Source organism: Alkalihalobacillus sp. MEB130 (assembly GCF_032335535.1).
GTDB lineage: Bacteria > Bacillota > Bacilli > Bacillales > Bacillaceae_D > Halalkalibacter.
In genome coordinates, this window is sequence record NZ_JAOANA010000018.1 from 61,277 (window position 1) to 82,508 (window position 21,232).

At 38.5% G+C, this 21,232-nt stretch carries 16 protein-coding genes; 9 read left to right on the forward strand and 7 right to left on the reverse strand.

From position 1 onward, the window contains the following. Nucleotides 1–14: 14 nt before the first annotated feature. A complete protein-coding gene (gene rlmN, locus N0O92_RS17220; protein ID WP_315615900.1) occupies nt 15–1,061 on the reverse strand; it encodes a dual-specificity RNA methyltransferase RlmN in 1,047 nt (348 codons plus the stop codon). A 245-nt stretch (nt 1,062–1,306) separates the two neighbouring features. On the opposite strand from rlmN, the gene N0O92_RS17225 reads away from it, so the two are divergent. Then, entirely contained in the window at nt 1,307–2,362 is a 1,056-nt protein-coding gene (locus N0O92_RS17225; RefSeq protein WP_315615901.1) for a sulfite oxidase, read from the forward strand. Nucleotides 2,363–2,416: 54 nt separating this feature from the next. On the opposite strand, the gene N0O92_RS17230 is transcribed toward N0O92_RS17225, so the two are convergent. Further along, a complete protein-coding gene (locus N0O92_RS17230) occupies nt 2,417–4,159 on the reverse strand; it encodes a methyl-accepting chemotaxis protein (RefSeq protein WP_315615902.1) in 1,743 nt (580 codons plus the stop codon). A gap of 99 nt (nt 4,160–4,258) precedes the next feature. Continuing rightward, nucleotides 4,259–5,230, reverse strand: coding sequence for a substrate-binding domain-containing protein (locus tag N0O92_RS17235; RefSeq protein ID WP_315615903.1), 972 nt, complete (start codon nt 5,228–5,230; stop codon nt 4,259–4,261). A gap of 434 nt (nt 5,231–5,664) precedes the next feature. Here N0O92_RS17235 and N0O92_RS17240 point away from each other — a divergent pair, with 434 nt between their 5' ends. Continuing rightward, nucleotides 5,665–7,095, forward strand: a complete 1,431-nt coding sequence (locus N0O92_RS17240; RefSeq protein ID WP_315615904.1) for an NAD(P)-binding domain-containing protein — start codon at nt 5,665–5,667, stop codon at nt 7,093–7,095. Nucleotides 7,096–7,198: 103 nt separating this feature from the next. Then, nucleotides 7,199–8,116 (forward strand): nuclease-related domain-containing protein, encoded by a 918-nt coding sequence (locus N0O92_RS17245; protein ID WP_315615905.1) that lies wholly within the window; start codon nt 7,199–7,201, stop codon nt 8,114–8,116. A gap of 943 nt (nt 8,117–9,059) precedes the next feature. Here the strand turns inward: N0O92_RS17245 and N0O92_RS17250 are convergent. Further along, nucleotides 9,060–10,316, reverse strand: coding sequence for a two-component system sensor histidine kinase NtrB (locus tag N0O92_RS17250; RefSeq protein ID WP_315615906.1), 1,257 nt, complete (start codon nt 10,314–10,316; stop codon nt 9,060–9,062). Nucleotides 10,317–10,341: 25 nt separating this feature from the next. Next, on the reverse strand, nt 10,342–11,220 hold the full coding sequence (locus N0O92_RS17255) for a radical SAM/SPASM domain-containing protein (RefSeq protein WP_315615907.1): 879 nt from the start codon (nt 11,218–11,220) through the stop codon (nt 10,342–10,344). A gap of 428 nt (nt 11,221–11,648) precedes the next feature. Between N0O92_RS17255 and ahpC the strand changes: the two genes are divergently transcribed. Then, nucleotides 11,649–12,212 (forward strand): alkyl hydroperoxide reductase subunit C, encoded by a 564-nt coding sequence (gene ahpC, locus N0O92_RS17260; RefSeq protein WP_315615908.1) that lies wholly within the window; start codon nt 11,649–11,651, stop codon nt 12,210–12,212. 12 nt (nt 12,213–12,224) lie between these two features. Next, nucleotides 12,225–13,754, forward strand: coding sequence for an alkyl hydroperoxide reductase subunit F (gene ahpF / locus N0O92_RS17265; protein WP_315615909.1), 1,530 nt, complete (start codon nt 12,225–12,227; stop codon nt 13,752–13,754). A 78-nt stretch (nt 13,755–13,832) separates the two neighbouring features. Here the strand turns inward: ahpF and N0O92_RS17270 are convergent, their stop codons facing one another. Next, nucleotides 13,833–15,365, reverse strand: a complete 1,533-nt coding sequence (locus N0O92_RS17270) for a malate:quinone oxidoreductase (RefSeq protein WP_315615910.1) — start codon at nt 15,363–15,365, stop codon at nt 13,833–13,835. 506 nt (nt 15,366–15,871) lie between these two features. Here N0O92_RS17270 and rluF point away from each other — a divergent pair. From rluF to N0O92_RS17290, 4 genes are all read left to right on the forward strand, one after another. Then, entirely contained in the window at nt 15,872–16,579 is a 708-nt protein-coding gene (gene rluF, locus N0O92_RS17275) for a 23S rRNA pseudouridine(2604) synthase RluF (RefSeq protein WP_396334540.1), read from the forward strand. Between the two features lie 223 nt (nt 16,580–16,802). After that, the gene (locus N0O92_RS17280) at nt 16,803–17,504 is read left to right on the forward strand and encodes a hypothetical protein (protein WP_315615912.1); all 702 of its coding nucleotides are present in this window, start codon (nt 16,803–16,805) and stop codon (nt 17,502–17,504) included. A 16-nt stretch (nt 17,505–17,520) separates the two neighbouring features. After that, complete coding sequence (locus N0O92_RS17285; RefSeq protein WP_315615913.1) at nt 17,521–19,227, forward strand: GMC family oxidoreductase N-terminal domain-containing protein; 1,707 nt, start codon at nt 17,521–17,523, stop codon at nt 19,225–19,227. Between the two features lie 77 nt (nt 19,228–19,304). Beyond that, the gene (locus N0O92_RS17290) at nt 19,305–19,826 is read left to right on the forward strand and encodes a CBO0543 family protein (protein WP_315615914.1); all 522 of its coding nucleotides are present in this window, start codon (nt 19,305–19,307) and stop codon (nt 19,824–19,826) included. A gap of 131 nt (nt 19,827–19,957) precedes the next feature. On the opposite strand, the gene N0O92_RS17295 is transcribed toward N0O92_RS17290, so the two are convergent. After that, entirely contained in the window at nt 19,958–21,010 is a 1,053-nt protein-coding gene (locus N0O92_RS17295; protein ID WP_315615915.1) for an NAD(P)/FAD-dependent oxidoreductase, read from the reverse strand. Nucleotides 21,011–21,232 lie beyond the last annotated feature (222 nt).

Consider the following 21,232-nt stretch of genomic DNA (forward strand, 5'->3'; position numbering starts at 1 on the left):
CCTTTTCTTAAGGTTTATTTCATCTGCTTGCTTCGTAATTGACCACACGCTGCATCAATATCTGTTCCATGTTCAATCCTAATTCCACAAGTAATGCCGTTTTTCTTTAATGTATCATAAAAAGCTAATACTGTTTTTTCTTCACTTCTTTGATACTGACTATGTTCATCAACTGGATTATACGGAATCAGGTTCACATACGCACGACGATCGCCAATTAGCTCAGCTAACTCCTCAGCATGTTCCTTTTGATCGTTCACATCTTTTAACAAGATATATTCGAGCGTAATGCGTCGGTTTGACTTTTCGATATAGTAATCAATCGCTGGCATGAGTTTTTCTAAAGGAATCGCACGGTTGATTTTCATAATTCGTGTTCGTAACTCATTATTTGGTGCATGCAACGAAATCGCTAAGTTGACTTGAAGCTTTAAATCAGCGAATTCATATATTTTTTGAGCAAGACCACTTGTTGAAACCGTGATATGACGCGGACCAATCTCTAATCCTTTTTGATCTTTAACAATTTCTAAGAAGTCGACCATGTTCTCAAAATTATCAAATGGTTCACCAATTCCCATTACAACAATATGACTGACACGCTCCCCTTTTCCTACTTCGTCAAGGTGAAGTTGGACGTTCATAATCTGCTCAACAATTTCACCGCTTGATAAGTCACGATCTTTTTTCAATAATCCACTCGCACAAAAACTACAGCCAATGTTACAACCTACTTGTGTGGTGACACAAACTGATAAGCCGTATTTATGTCGCATTAACACCGTCTCAATTAAATCACCATCTGCTAACGCAAATAAGAACTTTATCGTCCCATCAGCAGATTCTTGTTTTGTATGCTCAGTTAATGTTTGGATTGTGAAGTTCTCCGACAATACCTTTAGACAATCTAAATTCACATCAACCATATCAGTAAATGTTGTTACACGTTTTCTATATAGCCACTCCCATACTTGAGAAGCGCGACCTTTTTTATGCCCACGCTCTAGAAGCCAGGCAGACAATTGTTCAAATGTTAATCCATATATGGACGTTTTGCTCATTGGTTACCCTCTTTTCACAACATAAAATACTTACCTATTTTACTGAAACATTGCATTTCTAGCAAACGTTTCTGTTTTCTTTATCTTTCCCATTTTGAAGGAACTAAAGAAGTTCTACGAGATATTTTATCACGAATTAGCGTCATTCACGAATCTGTGTAAAAATTATAAAGTGTTAATTTTCACAATATTTCCAAATGAACTGCATAACTATGAGTACGAACCTTTTTATTTAGGAGGTAATCATGTCAAAATATCAAAAGCCTACGCTCACAACTCGTCGTTTGCAACCAGAAAATCTAGAAACACCCATTTCATTTTTGGAAACAAACACCATGCCCCCAGAGCTCTTCTATAAACGAAATCATTTTTCGTATCCATCACTTACCTACTCAAATTATTGGTTACCTATAAATGGCTCTGTCGTCACACCAAAAGTGTTTTCTCTCGAAGAAATAGCCAAACTGCCTGCCAAAACGTTAAAAGTCATTTTGGAATGTGCAGGAAACAAAAGAAGCTATTTTGAGCCAAAAACTTACGGTGAGCAGTGGGAAAAAGGGGGAATCAGCCAAGGGTATTGGACTGGAGTACCATTAAAAACATTCCTTGAATCAACAGGAATCACTCAAACAGCAAAAGAAGTTTTGGTTGAAGGATACGACAAAGGAAAACGAACGGATATGAAAAATGAGTATCCATATGCGAGAAGCCTACCATTAGACAAGGCACTTCATCCAGATACATTAATTGCCTATGAATATAATTACCACCCCATCCCTTTTGAACATGGCTATCCGTTACGATTAATCGTCCCAAGTTGGTATGGCATGGCCTCTGTAAAATGGATTAAACAAATAAGTGTGATTAGCTCTGAGTTTAAAGGCCCTTACCAATCCGTCGATTATGTCTATTATCCAAATAAAGAGAACGAAGATAACGCCTTTCCTGTAACAAAAATGAATGTGAATTCGACCATACAAACACCATTAAATATGGAAGAACTTAATACCGGCTCACATATCATTAAAGGCATCGCTTGGACTGGCGTCGGTAGCATTTTAAAAGTCGAAGTAAGTCTAGACGCCGGACAAACGTGGATAGAAACGGATTTACAATCCCCCTCCGACAACTACAGCTGGACTGAATGGTCTTATGAGTGGTCCACCTATGAAGCGGGTGAATACACCATCATGTCCAAAGCAACAGATTCTTTCGGAAGAACACAACCAACTGAAGCATTTTGGAATCAAAAAGGATATGGCTATCATGCGATTGATCAAATAAAGGTGAAAGTAGAATAAAAAAAAGTAGAGGAAGCCTCGAATTTTCGATGCTTCCTCCATGTTACTGCCTACTTATACTTTAAATCTCCCTATTAAGCCTTGCAATTTCTCAGCCATATCCGATAACGCTGTTGCAGATGCTGATACTTCTTCCATTGTTGCCATTTGTTCTTCTGTTGCTGCAGATACTTCTGTCATTCCTTTTGATGCATCCAAAGAAACTTGGTTTACGGTCTCCATCGTCTGTACCATTTGATCTGTACCATTTGCAACTTGCTTTACCGAAGATGAAACTTCTTGGATTTGGCTGTTTACTTCATTAATCTTAGTGTAAATATGCTCAAATGATTGCCCTGCCGATTCGACAAGGTCCAATCCTGAGACCACTTCTTGAGTGGTTTTTCCCATCGATGTTACAGCATGACTTGTATCCTTTTGAACATTTTCAATTAATTTTGAAATTTGTAATGCTGAGGTTGATGTTTGCTCAGCGAGTTTCCTAACCTCTCCTGCCACAACAGCAAATCCTTTTCCTGCGTCCCCTGCTCTTGCAGCTTCAATAGCTGCATTCAAGGCTAATAAGTTGGTTTGTTCCGAAATATCGGTAATCACTTTCACAATCTGAGTAATTTCCTTTGAATTATCGCCCATTCCTTTTACTACTTCATTTAAACCTGAAACAGAATGATTAATCACCGTCATTTGCTCTACTAACGTACCAATCACTTTCTTTCCTTCTGCTGACCTCTCAGACGTTTCCATTGAAGTAGCCGAGGCCTGTGTTGCGTTAGTTTCTATTTTCTTTACTAGCTGTGCCACACCTTCAACTGTCTGATAGGTGTGCTCAACTTTCTCTGCTTGATTATCAACACCTGCCGTAACTGTTTGAATCGTGCTAACAATATGTTCTGTTACTGTACTGGTCTCTTGTGCACTAGCAGTCAATTGCTCAGAGGAAGCAGCCACTTGATCTGCATTATGACCAACTTCTAAAATTAACTTACGAAGATTATCAACCATCAAGTTAAATGCTTGAGCCAAATCTCCAATCTCATCCTTATTTTTCAATTCAATTGGTTCAATTGTTAAGTCTCCACCTGAAATGATCTTAGCTGCATCTGCTACCTTTGAAACAGGTTTTACAATACTTTGCGAGAGATAGAGCCCAATAAACACTAATAAAAACAAAATAATGATACAAACAATACTTACAATCCACGTTACTTGAGTAAACATAGCTTCTGTGTTGATAATTTCCTCATCAACCGTTAATTGAGTATATGTCGAAAGTAGGTCAGATTCATTTACAATTGCTGTTGACATATCACTTGCAAGATCGGCATAAGAAGCAATCAATTTCACTTGCGCTTCACCATTTTGGTAAGGGATAGCTGTGTTCGCAGCCTCAAGGAATAAGACGTTCATGATTTCAATTTTACGAAGATGATCTAGTTCTATCTGACTTAGTGGAAACGTTCTAGATTGTTCAATAAGGTGATCAAGCCTGTTATTTGCCTCTTCCATTTCTGTAACTAATTGTGGGTCACCTGAAATGAGAAAAGATCGCAAACTGTTAATTTGGTTCATAGCTTCTAGTTGAATAGTACTCGCGTTTTGCAAGACCGTCATTCTCTCATCAATTAATTCAGAATGAGAATCATTCATATGGGTAAGTTGATAAAAGAAAACTCCCACTGTCGTAAAAAATAGTAGACCAATAAGCAGAAAACTAAAAAATACCTTTTGTTTGATTGTTATTCTTCTCTCTTTACTATTTAGCGTTTTCAACCAATCATTTTTCTTTACTCTCGACACATTACGCACACCTTTCCTGAAAGAACATGATACAAACACACAGAAATGAAAATGCAAAAATACTAATTTGCTATTTTCTTACTCCTTTTTGGGTACAATCTATCGCCATCTATCTTTGAACGTTTTTGCATTGTTTTTATTAACAATTTCGGCTGGAATATAGGTATTTTTCTCCACTTGCTTTCCTTTTGCAAGTTCAATTGCAGCCTCTAAACCCGTTTCTCCTTGTCCCTTTGCATCTTGAAACACGGTTATCGCTAGCTTGCCAGCTTCAATAAATTCTAACGCATCTGGAGTTCCATCAATTCCTGCAAACAAGATCTCATCTAATATCCCAGCCTCTTCTGCTGCCATAATTGCACCAATTGCCATTTCATCATTATTAGCGACAACAGCATCCATTTTGTGCCCCGATTCTATCCAACTAGTCATCAATTCTTTCCCTTGTTCCCGACTCCAAGCCGCCGTTCCTTCCATCACCACATTCATCTTTGGATACTTTTCCACAACATGCTTATTTCCAGCCGTGCGCTGTATTTGTGCTCGTTGCCCCATTTGACCATTCATAATAGCAATGCTTCCTTCCCCCCCTAATGATTTGGCTACTTCTTCCATTTGGACAACGCCAAAATCGAACAAGTCTGTAGAAATATAGGCATCTTCTCTTTCAACATTATCTCGATTTACAATGACAATAGGAATACCTGCAGCTTCTGCTCGATCAACGGCAAATTCCGCTGCAATTAGGTCAACAGGCAATGCTAAAATGGCATCGACACCTTCAGCAATAAATTGATCAACTTGTTTAATTTGGGTATTATGATCATTGCCTGTATCCATATAAATCACTTCTATATCCGTTTGTTTTTCACTATATTCTTTCATCCCATCTAATAAAAAACCAAGAAACATATCTACACTAGGATGTGTAACACCAATAACCAACTTCCCATCGTCAGCCTTAGTTGTTACTCCTTCTTCCGTTGTTACTTTTGAACTACAACCTATTAGCAATGCACTGAAAACGATTACACACAATACCAGCAATCTACTTTTGAAATTTCTCCCCATCTTACTAACCCCTCTTCTATAATCTATACCTTTAATATTATCTATTTTCTGAAAAAAGTAAACGATTTCATTAATATTTTAGTTATAAAGTTGCATGATTATTTTCACAACCTATATTCTTACAGTATGTAACTTATAACTTCAGAAAAACTACGTGTGATTTTCTTACATTCTTTACTTCTTTTATAACTCTACTATAAGAGCCTTTATTTCTACCTTCTCATATTTCTATATGTTTAATGTAACTAAAACCATGACAATGTTTTGTATAATCTAAACCTGCAACTACATATTTAATATGTGATAGTCTACTCCTAACATTAATGAATCCTTGATACGAACCTGTTATAGCAAGCGCATATAGAAAAGGTACTTACTCTATCGACATCAATGTACTCATAATTTTTAACATAGAATAGAAAGGACTGATTTTCATGAGCTTAGAAGCCTTACAAGAACGAGTAAAAACCGACCTCTCGTACCTAGCTTTCGGTGGCGAAGATTGGGTCCGCCCGCTTACTCACCCTAAAGGTCATGTGTACGATGTTGTCATTGTCGGTGGTGGCCAAAGTGGGTTAGCGACAGCTTTTGGGTTATTACGTGAACGGGTCTCTAACATTCTCGTAATCGATGAAAATCCAGAAGGTCTAGAAGGACCATGGGAAACGTATGCAAGAATGGTTACTCTACGAACACCCAAACATTTAACTTCAATCGACCTTGGAATTCCGTCTCTTACATTTCGTTCTTGGTGGGAAGCTCAATTTGGTGAAGAAGGATGGGAAAAAGTCGAGAAAATTCCACGCGGCGATTGGATGAATTATTTGCGTTGGTACAGACAAGTTCTTAATCTGCCTGTCGTCAATGAAGTAACTTTACAATTAGTCGAACCAATCGAAAAAGGCATTCACCGCCTGCATCTAGGTGGGGCAGGCGCTCCATCTGAAAAAATACTAGCTCGCAAAGTGGTATTAGCAACCGGCATTCAAGGAGGAGGAGAATGGCATGTTCCTTCCATGATTGCCGATAACATTCCAAGCCATTTATATGCACACACATCAAAGATGATTGATTTTGAATCGTTAAAAGGCAAAAAAGTTGCCATTCTAGGTGGCGGAGCCTCGGCATTTGATAATGCCAACTTTGCTTTAACCGAAGGAGTGGCAGAATCTCATGTTTTTATCCGTCGTAAAGAAATGCCGCGCATCAACCCGATTCGCCAAATGGAATTATCGGGCATGATCGAACGCTTTTCTGCTTTATCCGATGCGGATAAGTATGCAGCGATTGCCCATTTCTTTAAACATAATCAACCTCCAACGAATGACACATACGAACGAGCCGCATCATGGGATGGCTTTCACTTACACTTAGGTTCTCCTTGGCTCGATGTAAAAGCAGAAGGAGATCAAGCCGTCGTATCGACACCAAAAGGGACGTTCACCTTTGATTTTCTCATTATTAGTACAGGGTTAATAACCGATCCAGCGCTCCGTCCGGAATTAAAATTGGTGGAAGAGCATATCTCGCGCTGGAGTGACCACTATATGCCACCAAAAGAAATCGCCAATCCTATTCTCGATGCCCACCCTTATCTAAGCTCTGGCTTTGCATTCATCAGCCGCGATCAAAAGGGCATTCAAAATCTCCATGGCCTATTCGCGTTTAACTATTCAGCACTAATTAGTTGTGGCATCTCCGCTTCAGCTCTCTCTGGAATGAGATTCGGAGTTCCTAAGCTCGTATCAGCTATAGCTGACCAACTGTTCCTAGATGATCGCGATGAGATCTTAACCAATTTCTTTGAGTATGATGTCGTTGAATTTGTAGGAGGATTAGAAGAAGAAAGCAAGATGAAGGCGTAGATAGTTTTGAAGCTAGATTTAGTCAAGCTAAATCTAGTTTTTTCTTGTTAATAGAGAAGCAAAAGCCTATTATAAACGTAATATCATAGATTGGAGGCAAAACATGATCATAAAGCCACGCCAAGAATTAACTGAATTAAAGATCTTAAGATCATTACACGCACGCATGAAATTCGAAGCAAAGGAAGAAAGTTACTACCAAAACCTTGAAAGAGGTTTTGCAGGAGAGTTAAAGTTCGATGAATGGCTCGAACCGATTAGCGCGGACAGCATCATAATAACCGACTTATTATTAGAATGGAACAACACCGTCTTCCAAATTGATACACTTCTTCTCTCCTCAAACACCATCTACCTCTTTGAAGTAAAAAATTACGAAGGCGACTTTTATATCGACTCCGATCAATGGTACTCATTTTCAAAAACCGAAATTAAAAATCCTCTCTTACAAGTAAAAAGAAGCGAATCTCTACTTCGCAGGCTGCTACATTCCCTCGGCATTCATGATCCAATTGAACCCTACCTGATTTTTATTAACCCTGACTTCTACCTATATCAAACCCCAATAGACGCTCCTATTGTTTTCCCAACACAACTTAAACGCTTTATTAACAAACTAAAAAAGACCCCGTCACACATTAGTCAATCAAACGTAAAATTAGCCGAAAAGTTACTTTCTCTTCAGCTAGATGACACCTTGTTTATGCGCTTGCCTTCATACGATTATGAAGGGTTGAGGAAGGGGATTTTATGTCCGGGGTGTTTGGGGGTGTACGATGTTTTTTATAACCAAAAAACATTGCATTGTTCCAAATGTGGGTGCCATGAACATTATATTGGAGCGGTTTTGCGATCTATAACAGAATATAAACTTCTTTTCCCAAATAAAAGAATAACTACAAGATGCATTCATGATTGGTGTAACATTATTCAATCTAAAAGAACTATACAAAGCATTCTTCGAGATAATTTCAAATTAGTTGGCCGAAGCACCGCATCTCATTATATAAACGAAAAGTAGATATTCGTTATATTGATTACTGACTCTTTTTAATACCTTACCCGCATGTATTTAAAATGCTACTCCATTTTCATTTCCTCTTTTTTTATTCGGCGGCGTTACTTCCTCCTTCTGATGCTCCCATTTCTTCTTTTTCTTTTCTCGACGATGTTACTCCCTCCTTCTAACGCCGTCATTCCTTCTTCCTCTTCTTCTCGACGGCGTTACTCCCTCCTTCTAACGCCGCCATTCCTTCTTCCTCCTCTTCTCGACAGCGTTACTTCCTCCTTCTAACGCCGTCATTCCTTCTTCCTCCTCTTCTCGACAACGTTACTCCCTCCTTCTAACGCCGTCATTCCTTCTTCCTCTTCTTCTCGACGGCGTTACTTCCTCCTTCTAACGCCGTCATTCCTTCTTCCTCTTCTTCTCGACGGCGTTACTCCCTCCTTCTAACGCCATCATTCCTTCTTCCTCTTCTTCTCGGCGGCGTTACTCCCTCCTTCTAACGCCGCCATTCCTTCTTCCTCCTCTTCTCGACAGCGTTACTTCCTCCTTCTAACGCCGTCATTCCTTCTCCTCCTCTTCTCGACAGCGTTACTTCCTCCTTCTAACGCCGTCATTCCTTCTTCCTCCTCTTCTCGACAACGTTACTTCCTCCTTCTAACGCCGTCATTCCTTCTTCCTCTTCTTCTCGACGGCGTTACTCCCTCCTTCTAACGCCGTCATTCCTTCTTCCTCCTCTTCTCGACAGCGTTACTTCCTCCTTCTAACGCCGTCATTCCTTCTTCCTCCTCTTCTCGACAGCGTTACTTCCTCCTTCTAACGCCGTCATTCCTTCTTCCTCTTCTTCTCGACGGCGTTACTTACCCCTAAAATCCTCCTCTCCCTCAAAATCCCCCTTACTTTCTCCGATTTCCTGCCCCAAAAACAAAAAAGAAGAGGACCCGACTTCCGTCTCCTCTTCTCATTCCACATTTTCATCATAAATAGGCAACCTAATCGTAAAACACGTACCTACATGGCGGGTGCTAGTAACAGAAATCGTACCTGAATGCAATTCTATAATCTTCTTAGATAGAGACAACCCTAATCCCGTTCCCATATCCTTCAACGAGAAAAATGGATCAAAAATGTGTGCCAACGTCTGAGAGTTCATTCCTCTCCCCGTATCTTTAAATAAAAACACGACTTCACTCTGATCTCTCCTACATTCGAGCGTAATGACTAAATCTTTATCTTCTCTTGATTCAACAGCATTATTAAATAAGTTTACAAACACTTGGAGCAATTCATTATGGTTCACCATAATCAAGGTGTCAGCAAGATTTTCCGGTAAGGCAATGTTTAACTCTACCTTCTTTATTAATGATTCACTAAACAAAAGCTCCTCAAAATGAGTAACAAAACGCTTAACCGTCTCTGGTTCTTTTTTCATCGGTGACGCTTTAGACACCGTTAAAAAGTCCGTAATAATCTTATTCGCTCGGTCTAGTTCCGGTATTAACAGACTATTGAATAGATCTGGTACGTTCGGTATCATGTCTTGACCTATTAATTGAAGGTAGCCTCGAACGGTTGTCAATGGATTTCTAATTTCATGAGCAATGCTCGCTGAAATTTGCCCGATCATATTCATTTTTTCCGCTTCCTTCAGATGATTTAGAAAATGAAATATGCCAATCACCCGTAAGATGTTTCCTTTTTCATCGTAAAGAATTCTTGTATTAATAATTCCATAATTAGAATCTAAAATTTCTTGATCATACAATTGTTTCCCTGTATTTAAGGTTTCAAGCAATTTGATATCTTTTTTATCAATCTTTAATAAGTTTGATATAGGTTGACCAATTATGCGTTCCTTAGTTTCGTTTAAATCTTTTAACGCTTGCTTGTTACATAAAGTCACATTTCCCTCTCGATTAATAAAAACAATGTGATGAGGAATGACATCAAACAGTGGTTGTAGAAACGACTCTACTTCAGTGAGTTGACATTCTATATGAGGAAGAACCATATTTTTTTCATCATCCACACTACTATGTCGGTTTGCATCTGTTATCGTCAGCATTTTCTCGTCTTTCTTTTTCACTAGCCTCATATTGGACGTAGAATCAATATAATCAATGTCAAAAGGCATTTCCGCTACCGCCCTTTTGTAAAAAGCTAATTCTTCTTCTAAAGAAGGAAACGCATGAAGGTTTACATCATCTTTATCAACCAAAATATCACCTCACTCACCTTAAAAGCTATTTACCAAATCTCTTCCGATACCCACACTTCCTACAAAGCTCTTCTACGGCTACCCTTTGGGAAAATCCATCAACGAGCTTCTTCGCTCGGTCTCCTTCAATTATCTCAGAAAACGATGTGTCATTAACATTCCCAAGGTTAATCACTCCTTCGCCATCTAAGCAGCACGGGATCACGGTACCATTGGCTAAAATTCCTGCTTGCGTTCGAAGACCATAGCAAAAACCTTTCCCATCATCCTCTTCTTCATGAAGCGCAGGCCATTTAAATTCATAATCTTGATTAATGAAGATGCGTTCAGCAATTTTGACCCCTTTTCCTGGGGCAACTTTCTCTTCAATTTTATAATCTAAATCAAATTCTTCTTCTATTATTTCCAGGATATTTCGGTTGCGCTGTCTCTCGAGATTGGTCGCATTGTCTTGTGTGAGATTCCACAATCGTAAAGAAACAATCATATCAGATTGCGCCGTTGCTTCTTTAATAAAAGAAAGAACACTTTTTACATACCCTTCCTTATCAACAGACCCCTCATGGCCATCAAAGCTATGAAGAGAAAAATTCATTTGTCTTAAGGCAGGTTTATTCATTAATTTGTCTCTTTTTTTATTAATAAGTGTTCCGTTTGTTGTAATATTTACTTTAAAGCCTTTTTCATGACATAGATCCAACAGTCGATCTATTTTAGGATGAAGAAGAGGCTCCCCTTTTACATGTAAATAAATGAAATCCGTGTGCGGCTTTACTTGGTCTAACCTTTTAGAGAAATCTTCAACAGAAATGAACTGTTTCGCTCGTTCTGTTGGTGGACAAAAACTACAGGCAAGATTGCATACACTCGTTATTTCTATATAAAATTTCTTGAATTTCTTCAAATTGACTCCTCAATTCTTTTCCAACTTTAAAACAGTGTTTTCTCCTTATTAGAGCATAATCTTTTCTAAATGGAAACATCCTATTACAGGAAACGACCGTCACTGGTTTTTTTAGGAAGTTAAGAACTATAGCCTCACTTAAAAAAGAAGCCAAATTTTTCTTCTTTTTTAGAATTTTATTCTCTACAATGATTGTCTATTTGAGAATGGCTCTATCCTAGAGTTTATCGATATTACATGATTTTGTAGAATATTATTTCTACTGGGTATGCTTTTAATTGACTATAAACTGAAAAACAATACAGTTGTTTTCACTTGACAAAAAACAGCTCGCATATAATAATTGATATATATTTAGAATTATTATTGTTAATCCTGTATTAACGTATTCTAATCCATTACACTACATTCTAGGAGGAAGATTTATTATGTCTCTAATTGGTACTGAAGTAAAACCTTTCAACGCAAAAGCATTCAAAGATGGTGAGTTCATCGATGTTACAAACGAAAGCCTAAAAGGTCAATGGAGCGTATTCTGCTTCTATCCTGCAGATTTCACATTCGTTTGCCCAACTGAACTTGAAGATCTTCAAAATGAGTATGAAACACTTAAAGCACTTGGTGTAGAAGTATACTCTGTTTCAACAGATACTCACTTCACACACAAAGGTTGGCACGATAGCTCAGAAACAATCGGTAAAATTAAATACGCTATGATTGGTGACCCTTCACAAACAATCACTCGTAACTTCGAAGTTCTTGATGAAGAAGCAGGTCTTGCTGATCGTGGTACTTTCATCATCGATCCAGATGGCGTTATCCAAACAGTTGAAATTAATGCTGGCGGCATCGGTCGTGATGCAAGCATTCTTGTTAACAAAATCAAAGCTGCACAATATGTACGTAACAACCCAGGTGAAGTTTGTCCTGCTAAATGGCAAGAAGGCGGCGAAACACTTAAGCCTAGCCTTGACCTAGTAGGAAAGATCTAAGGAGACCGGTAAATGGTACTTGAAGCAGAAATTAAAGCACAATTAAATGAATACTTAAAACTTCTAGAAAGTGACATCCTTCTAAAAGTTAGTGCTAGTACCGACAGCGTTTCTAAGGACATGCTTGCTCTCGTTGAAGAGTTAGCAACGATGTCTCCAAAAATCACTGTTGAGAAAGCAGAATTAACGAGAACTCCAAGCTTCAGTGTTAATCGTATCGGTGAAGATACAGGCGTTGAATTTGCTGGTATTCCGTTAGGGCACGAATTTACTTCATTGGTATTAGCTCTTCTACAAGTAAGTGGACGAGCTCCAAAAGTAGATCAAAGTGTCATTGACCAAGTGAAAAACATTAAAGGTGAATTTCACTTTGAAACATACGTCAGCTTAAGTTGTCATAACTGCCCTGATGTTGTACAAGCTCTAAACATGATGAGTGTTCTAAATCCTAACATTACGCACACCATGATTGATGGTGCTGCATTTAAGGATGAAGTAGAATACAAAAATGTTATGTCTGTTCCATCCGTTTATTTAAATGCAGAGTTCTTTGGCGGCGGTCGTATGACAGTTGAAGAAATTCTTGCAAAAATGGGTAGCGGTCCAGATGCATCTGAGCTTTCTGATAAAGAACCATTCGATGTTCTTGTTGTCGGAGGCGGTCCTGCTGGAGCAAGTGCAGCAATCTATGCAGCACGTAAAGGAATTCGTACCGGTATCGTTGCGGAACGCTTTGGCGGACAAGTAATGGATACAATGGCTATTGAAAACTTCATTAGCGTGAAACAAACAGAAGGTCCTAAGCTTGCAGCAAGCCTTGAAGAGCATGTAAAAGAGTACGACATCGATATCATGAATCTACAGCGCGCTAAACGTATCGAAAAGAACGATCTTTTTGAACTAGAACTAGAAAATGGTGCTGTTCTAAAGAGTAAAACGGTTATTGTATCAACAGGTGCTCGTTGGCGTAATGTTGGCGTTCCTGGTGAACAAGAATTTAAAAATAAGGGTGTAGCATACTGCCCTCATTGTGACGGTCCATTATTTGAAGGAAAAGATGTAGCCGTAATTGGTGGTGGTAACTCTGGAATCGAGGCAGCAATCGATCTTGCTGGTATCGTGAAGCATGTAACCGTGCTTGAGTTTATGCCTGAGCTTAAAGCGGATGAAGTTTTACAAAAACGTCTATACAGTCTTCCGAATGTAACGGTCCTAAAGAACGTTCAAACAAAAGAAATTACAGGTACAGATAGTGTAAACGGAATTTCTTACATTGATCGTGATACAGAAGAAGTGAAACATGTCGAGTTACAAGGTGTGTTTGTTCAAATTGGTCTTGTTCCTAACACAGACTGGTTAGAAGGAACGGTTGAACGTAACCGCATGGGTGAAATCATTGTAGATAAGCACGGAAGTACCACACTTCCTGGATTATTTGCAGCTGGAGATTGTACAGACAGTGCTTATAATCAAATCATTATCTCAATGGGATCCGGGGCAACTGCTTCATTAGGAGCATTTGATTACCTAATCCGAAATTAATAAAGAAAGAAAGTCGCTATCTGATACGAGATAGCGACTTTCTTTTTACCAAAAAAAGGATAAATCCCTGATTGGAATTTATCCTTCGAGTAACATACGCGTGTTTCTGTTTAGATTTGCTTGTTCGATACAATCTAATCTAAGTGTTTCAGCGGTTGAAGCATGGACCTCTTGTAAAAGGTCTGGATTTTCCATTAATGACAGGCCGTAGGAAGGAATCATCTCTTTAATTTTCGGCTCCCACTCTTTCACCTGCTCAGGGAAGCATTTCGAGATCACTTCAAGCATAACATGAACAGCAGTAGATGCACCTGGAGATGCTCCTAATAACGCTGCTATTGAACCATCAGCAGCCGTGATAACTTCTGTACCAAACTGAAGAGTCCCTTTTCCGCCTGCTTCGGTATCTTTAATCACTTGCACACGTTGACCAGCTACGACTAAATCCCAATCTTCACTTTTCGCATTTGGAATAAACTCACGCAACTCGTCCATGCGCTTTTCTTTTGATAACATGACTTGTTGAATCAAGTATTTCGTCAATGACATATTTTTTGCGCCTGCTGCCAACATCGTAACAAGATTATCCGCTCTTACAGAAGTTAATAAGTCAAATACTGACCCGTATTTCAAAAACTTCGGTGAAAAGCCAGCAAACGGTCCAAAGAGCAATGACTTTTTATTATCTATATAACGTGTATCTAGATGCGGAACAGACATTGGTGGAGCCCCAACCTTAGCTTTTCCGTACACTTTTGCATGATGCTGTTCTACAATATCTGGATTATTGCAAACCATAAAAATTCCACTTACCGGGAATCCGCCAATATGTTTTCCTTCAGGAATACCAGATTTCTGGAGCAAGTGTATACTTCCCCCACCGCCTCCGATAAAGACGAATTTTGCAATATGATGTTCTACCGTACCACTATCGAGATTTCGTACCTTTAGCTCCCACTTACCGTCACTAGTACGATTAATATCGATGACAGCATGATTGTAATTCATTTGTACATGATTTCGTTCTAACTGATCAAATAGTTTTCGTGTTAAAGCACCAAAATTAACATCCGTTCCAGAGTCAATTTTTGTAGCTGCAATCGGTTCACTTGTTGTTCGTTCTTGCATAATAAGCGGAATCCATTCCGCTAATGTTCCCGGATCTTCAGAAAACTCCATTCCTTCAAAAAGCGGGTTCTCTGAAAGCGCTTTAAAGCGGTTTTTTAAAAACTGAACGTTTTGTTCACCTTGAACTAAACTCATATGAGGCAGTGGCATGATGAAATCTTCTGGATCATCTATCAGTTTGCTTTTAACAAGATGAGCCCAGAACTGCATGGACACCTGAAATTGTTCATTAATGGTTATAGCCTTACTAATATCTACCGAACCGTCTGGTCTCTCAGAGGTATAATTAAGCTCACACAAAGCGGCGTGCCCAGTTCCCGCATTATTCCACTCATTTGAGCTCTCCTCTCCTGCTTTTGAGAGCTTCTCAAATACTGAAATTTCCCAGTCTGGAGCTAATTCTTTAAGAAGTACCCCCAAAGTCGCACTCATGACACCGGCACCAATTAAGATAACATCTGTTTCATTAGATTTGTTGGTCATGTTTACCATCCTTATGTCCTAAGATTTACAGAAAGGATGTCGGCGCTTCTACTTAGGCGCCACAGCAAAGGGTTCGACCTAGTCACACATCTTTTCTGATCAGTATAACCTTTTCACATTGTAACATTTTTTTTAAAAAATTAAAATATTTATCTATTAGTATGCGTTCATTGAAGACTAGATATGGGCTAGTAGTCAAGTTCAAAAAGCCTAAAAGTAGCGGGATAATCCTGAAATCTCCACTCTTCACATTTTATTCTAATTATTTAAATTACTCTCCCTTTTCCTAATCTTATCGAAATCTTTAAGCTTTGCTTCCTCCCTTCTTATTGTTTGTCCACTTTTTTACACTATGAGTACAAGTTTAGATAAATAACTACTTTTAAAAGTAAGCAACCACTCGTAGTATGCTCACGTAAAACTAAATGAGGTTTTTGATTCACTATTGAAAATAAGGTATATTTGATACGCTACTATACAATTATCAACGTAAGGTCGTGATTTTTATGCGTATTAATAAATATATAAGTGAAGCAGGAAAAGCATCAAGGCGCGGTGCGGATAAACTCATTAGTGAAGGAAGAGTTACAATCAATGGCAAACGAGCAAACATAGGCGATCAAGTCCAACCTGGCGATGATGTCCTAGTAAACGGAGCACCGATTCGGGTTGCCAGAAATAATGTCTACCTTGCTTTAAATAAACCTGTAGGAATTACAAGTACAACAGAAAAGAAAGTAAAAGGAAATATAGTTGATTTAGTGAATCACCCGTTAAGAGTATTTAATATTGGAAGGCTTGATAAAGATTCAGAAGGCTTAATCCTCCTAACCAACGATGGTGATATTGTGAATGAGATTTTACGTGCTGAAAATCGGCACGAAAAAGAATATATCGTTTCAGTGGACAAGCCGATTACACCTGAATTTGTAAAGAATATGTCAGAAGGTGTGAAAATATTAGGTACAAAAACGCTTCCTTGTGAAGTAAGACCGTTATCGAAATATGATTTTCAAATTATTTTAACACAGGGGTTAAACCGCCAAATTCGCCGCATGTGTGAAGAGCTAGGATACAACGTCTACAGACTGCAAAGAACTCGGATCATGAATATTCATTTAGGAAATCTCCCTCCTGGTCAATGGAGAGATTTATCCAAGAAAGAGCGTACCCAATTATTTAGAGAGTTGAATTATGAACCGAAGGAATGGTAATTCAGAAAACTAAATAAAAGAAAGAAACACTCGTTGCCATCAGACATCGAGTGTTTTTTCTCGTCTACCATACTCTTAAGTAAGCATGCTTAAAGACAAAGTTGAAACTGCTTCCTACACTTATCGTCAAGTTTCATCTACTTTTTCCCCCACTATTTTTCATTTTATTAATAAATCCATTACATTATGGCAATTATGATAAAAAAAGAGAAAGGATTACCTAATGAAGCCATCTAAAAGTCTTTTTCATGAATTCAAAGAATCTTTAGCTTCTTTAGTATCAAACCAATCATCTTCTTTATCGCAATCAAGACCCATACAATTACCATTACCTACAAACCAAACGAGTACGGCTCATACTCGAGCGACCTTTATGGCTTTTGCAGATGCTGTCATTCCTTCCACCAATGGAGCACTAGACTTACGGCTAGATGATTACCTTATATGGGGGTTAGACCATTATATTTCCATTCAAGGTCAATGGGGAATGAATCATATTCAGCTATCTGCTGTAACTGCCGAAGTACTTGATGCTGGTGCTACGCAACTTAGTCTCTCACAAAAAGTTAAGGAAATGCCCAATCCATCTATATTCCCAGAAGGAGGACCATTCTCTTCTCTTTCAGTGAACGACCGCTTCGAAGCTATTTATTTATTAGAACAAGGAGAAGTTGATATGGAGAGTCTTCCCCCTCCTTTTCAAGGAAATTTAGGTTTAGTAGAAAATATTTTAGGCAACCTTCATCAAATGATTTTACTTGGTTACTATTCTGAATGGTTTTCTCTTGGTACAACTCGCTTATCCCCCCCAGAAAACAGGAGAATTGAAAGACCCTTTGTGACATGGGATTTAGTTCATTATCCAGGTCCTGCGTATGGTTATCGCGACCTGCGCGGATTTCTTGTAAAAAATTTTTCTGAATGAAGGTAAGGTGTACAAAATGACTGTTGATGTTGATGTACTTATCATTGGAGCTGGGGGTGGAGGAGCTGTCGCTGCCAAAGAGTTAGGAGAGCTCGGAGTAAATGTTTTAATTTTAGAAGCAGGTCCTTGGTATGGAAATAAAAAGTGGAGCCATCCTAATCAAAGTCGCGGATCTAAGAGTAGTTCTAGTCCTGATGACTTGGATATTAACCTCTTTCGACAACAATATACTAAGTTCGAACACTCTATGAATGATACGATTTCCGGTCGTCTCCGTTGGGGACCCGCTGACCGCAGGCGTGCTCCATGGCAGCGGATCATTCCTGCTGGCGGGAAACTCTGGCAATCAACAGGTGTCGGTGGAACGACTCAACATTATTGGGCTAATTCGCCACGAGCTTATTCAAAGGCAATTGATGATGTTTGGCCTATCTCATACCGTGAGTTACTTCCTTACTATGAAAAAGTCGAAGCTACATTACCTGTTCGCCCTGCACCAACGACTGCAAAAGAAGAAATGTTCTACTATGGAGCAAAAAAAGCCGGTTGGTCATTTATTAATACATTAAACCCATCAGAACCTGGCTATCGTCCACAACCAAATGCTATTTTACATCCAAATAAAAAGCTTATGGATAAAAACCATAGTTTAAAGGAATTATCTAAATTAGAGGGATGCACTTTATGCGGTCACTGTGTAAATGGCTGTCCGCATGGCCCATCAATGGATAAAGTAGCAAAACGCTCGACTAACGTCAGTTATATTCCTCTTGCACTTGAGACTAGAAAGGTAGAAATCCGACCTAATACATATACGACAAAAATACTAACCGAACAAGATCCAAGTGGAGAGTTACGAGCTGTGGGAGTAGAATACAGAGATACATGGACAGGTGAGAAAGGTGAATTATATGCCAAAGTTGTTGTCATGGCAGCTGGTTGTATTGAGACTCCAAGGTTATGGCTTAATTCACAACTTCCCTATAATTCATGGGTTGGACGTGGATTGACAAACCATTATTGGGATTGGATTACTGGCGTATTTGATGAAAAAGATATTCTCGGTATGTTAGGGCAGAAACATATTAATCCTTTCGTTGGTCCAACTTCTGGCGGCAGGTTAGACTACCCCGGCTTAGGGTGTATTCAGCCTTCTGGAGTTAGCCCTGGTTTGTTTTCGGCTTTGACTTTTGGTTTTAGTCAAAGTGGTTATTCTTTTAAACAAGATCTTTCATCTCAAGATCCATGGGGATTACAGGGACGGTTGGTTGGAGATGAGCTAAAAGAGTGGATGAGTAATTATCAGAACACGTTAAGTATTATGATTCTAACTGATGACCAACCTCATAAAAGAAATGGAGTATCACTTGATCCCGTATTAAAAGATGAACACGGTTATATTCCGGTTATTCGCTATTCACCAAGCAAAGAAGATAAGAAAAAGAGAGATCAACTGTCAAAAATTTCCGCTGAAATTTTACTTAAGGCTGGAGCAAAAAAGATTATTCGTACAAACTGGCCAGCTCATTTATTCGTCCATATTGAATCAACGATGCGCATGGGTCATGTGGTTGATGACTGTTGTGAAGCATACCAAGTAAAAAGATTGTTTATTGCCGATAACAGTGTTCACTATAATGGCATCGGTGGACCAAACCCTACTCTTACTACACAAGCTTTAGCAACAAGAACGGCAGAAAAAGTAGCAAGCAAATACTTTTAGTTGAAATTTTAAAATGTACAATCCAAACAATAATATTAGAGCCATTGAATTCTAACGATGATAAAGGAAGCGGTTATATGAAAGAGAGAAAACTACTACATATCATTACTTCAGTAGGCATGGCCGGTTGGGCCTTATTATTCCGTCGAAAAGGTGATTTTAAAGATTGGTTTCTCATCTATCTGTTTAAAACATTGGTTTCTACACTAATTGATGGACCAGTTACCAAAAGAAAATATGTACAATATCCAAATAGATATTTTCCGAAGCTTTTTGATTCCAACATTGTGTTTTTATATATTCTGTTTCCCCTATCCTGTGTTATGTACAACCAATTTACTTATAAGATGAAACCAATGAAGATTATTCTCAGCGTATTTCTATTTAGTATACCAATGGCCTTAATTGAAAGTGTACTTGAAAAAAAGACAAATCTCGTAGAATTTAGAAAAGGATGGAATGGGTTTTACACTGTTGCAGTCTTATCAGTTACATTTTGGATTGTTCGATTATTTATTGGAGGCGTTCGCTTCATAGAAAAAAAACGAAAGCCTATTAAAACAGAAACAAAAGAATTTAGTAACTATGAGTTCTATTAATTTTTCGAAAAAAGGAATATAGATCAAATAAGGAATCCTGCTGTTTTTCAAACAGGGTTCCTTATTTCATTATTTCTATAACAAGATAGCACTCTCTAATTAAATCAACATCCAATTTTACTCTTACGTCATTACCCCAGTATCCCTCGAACCAACTCACGATTTCGCTCCTTAAACACTTCATTATGAGAGGAAACCATCGCCACTTTTTTGGCACTAGGCTCTATGTATTGCTTCGCTTTGTTCACAGCATTGGCTGCATCATGAAACGCACCAGCAATTAAGTTGACTTTGCCTTCACACATTAAAATGTCGCCTGCTGCATACAAGCCCGGAATCGAAGATCCTCCAGAAGAATCGCCTTTAATAAAAAAATCATCAACTAATTTAATATCAAGCTTACTGTTTCCAAGTAACGTTGAGTCTCGTTCGAACCCATGGTTAATAATGACTTCATCTATTTCAAGAGTAGTCGTCTCGTTATTTTGTTGATTCGTTAACTCAACCGATTGAATTCTATCTTGTTCTGGTGCTGCTAGTAATTTCGTAATTTCTGTTTGAAACAAACAGTCAACTGAACTATTTAGCAATTGCGTTACTTGTGCTTCATGGCCTTTTAACGCTTCTTTCCGGTAAGAAAGGTACACTTTTTTCGCAACGCCTTTTAATTCATTAGCCCAGTCAATGGCCGAATTTCCCCCACCAGAAATGATGACGATCTTATCTTTAAATTGCTTTAATGATTTAACCGTGTAGTTTAAATTGGAAACCTCAAATCTTTCTGCTCCTTCAATTGGCAGCTTATAAGGATTTAGGATTCCACTCCCAACTGCAACAATAACGGTCTTTGATACGTGTTCTCTTCCGGATGAAGCTTTCAGGAGGAAATGTCCATTCTCCTGTCGGCTGATCGAATCTATTTTTTCATTTAAAACAACAGTCGGATCAAAGGTTAACCCTTGTTCGACAAGCTGCTCGATTAGTTTTGATCCTGGAGTCGGTATCAAGCCACCAACATCCCAAATCATTTTTTCAGGATAGACATGTACCTTGCCACCTAGTTTGGGTTGATACTCAATGATTTTCGTTTTCATCTCTCGAAGTCCACTATAAAAAGCTGAATACAATCCAGCTGGTCCACCTCCAATCACTGTTACATCATACAAATTGGTTTCCTGTGTCATATACCTCACTCCTTCATCAATAGTTGTAAATAATTATCATTCTCAATTAAATATACAGTAAGACTTTCATACTTACAATAAAAACCATCAATAAAAAAACGGATATGATTACACTGTTAAAGATCACAAAACGATAAAAACACTGAAAATGTGCATCATCTCACACTTATTTTTTTATTTATTGACAACCCGAGAAAGAGGGGCTATATTAACGATAATGAT

Excerpts from the sequence above, each read along its gene's own strand:
- rlmN (WP_315615900.1), bottom strand. The coding sequence starts at position 1,061 with ATGAGCAAAACGTCCATATATGGATTAACATTTGAACAATTGTCTGCC.
- N0O92_RS17225 (WP_315615901.1), top strand. The coding sequence starts at position 1,307 with ATGTCAAAATATCAAAAGCCTACGCTCACAACTCGTCGTTTGCAACCA.
- N0O92_RS17235 (WP_315615903.1), bottom strand. The coding sequence starts at position 5,230 with ATGGGGAGAAATTTCAAAAGTAGATTGCTGGTATTGTGTGTAATCGTT.
- N0O92_RS17240 (WP_315615904.1), top strand. The coding sequence starts at position 5,665 with ATGAGCTTAGAAGCCTTACAAGAACGAGTAAAAACCGACCTCTCGTAC.
- N0O92_RS17245 (WP_315615905.1), top strand. The coding sequence starts at position 7,199 with ATGATCATAAAGCCACGCCAAGAATTAACTGAATTAAAGATCTTAAGA.
- ahpC (WP_315615908.1), top strand. The coding sequence starts at position 11,649 with ATGTCTCTAATTGGTACTGAAGTAAAACCTTTCAACGCAAAAGCATTC.
- ahpF (WP_315615909.1), top strand. The coding sequence starts at position 12,225 with ATGGTACTTGAAGCAGAAATTAAAGCACAATTAAATGAATACTTAAAA.
- N0O92_RS17270 (WP_315615910.1), bottom strand. The coding sequence starts at position 15,365 with ATGACCAACAAATCTAATGAAACAGATGTTATCTTAATTGGTGCCGGT.
- rluF (WP_396334540.1), top strand. The coding sequence starts at position 15,872 with ATGCGTATTAATAAATATATAAGTGAAGCAGGAAAAGCATCAAGGCGC.
- N0O92_RS17280 (WP_315615912.1), top strand. The coding sequence starts at position 16,803 with ATGAAGCCATCTAAAAGTCTTTTTCATGAATTCAAAGAATCTTTAGCT.
- N0O92_RS17285 (WP_315615913.1), top strand. The coding sequence starts at position 17,521 with ATGACTGTTGATGTTGATGTACTTATCATTGGAGCTGGGGGTGGAGGA.
- N0O92_RS17290 (WP_315615914.1), top strand. The coding sequence starts at position 19,305 with ATGAAAGAGAGAAAACTACTACATATCATTACTTCAGTAGGCATGGCC.
- N0O92_RS17295 (WP_315615915.1), bottom strand. The coding sequence starts at position 21,010 with ATGACACAGGAAACCAATTTGTATGATGTAACAGTGATTGGAGGTGGA.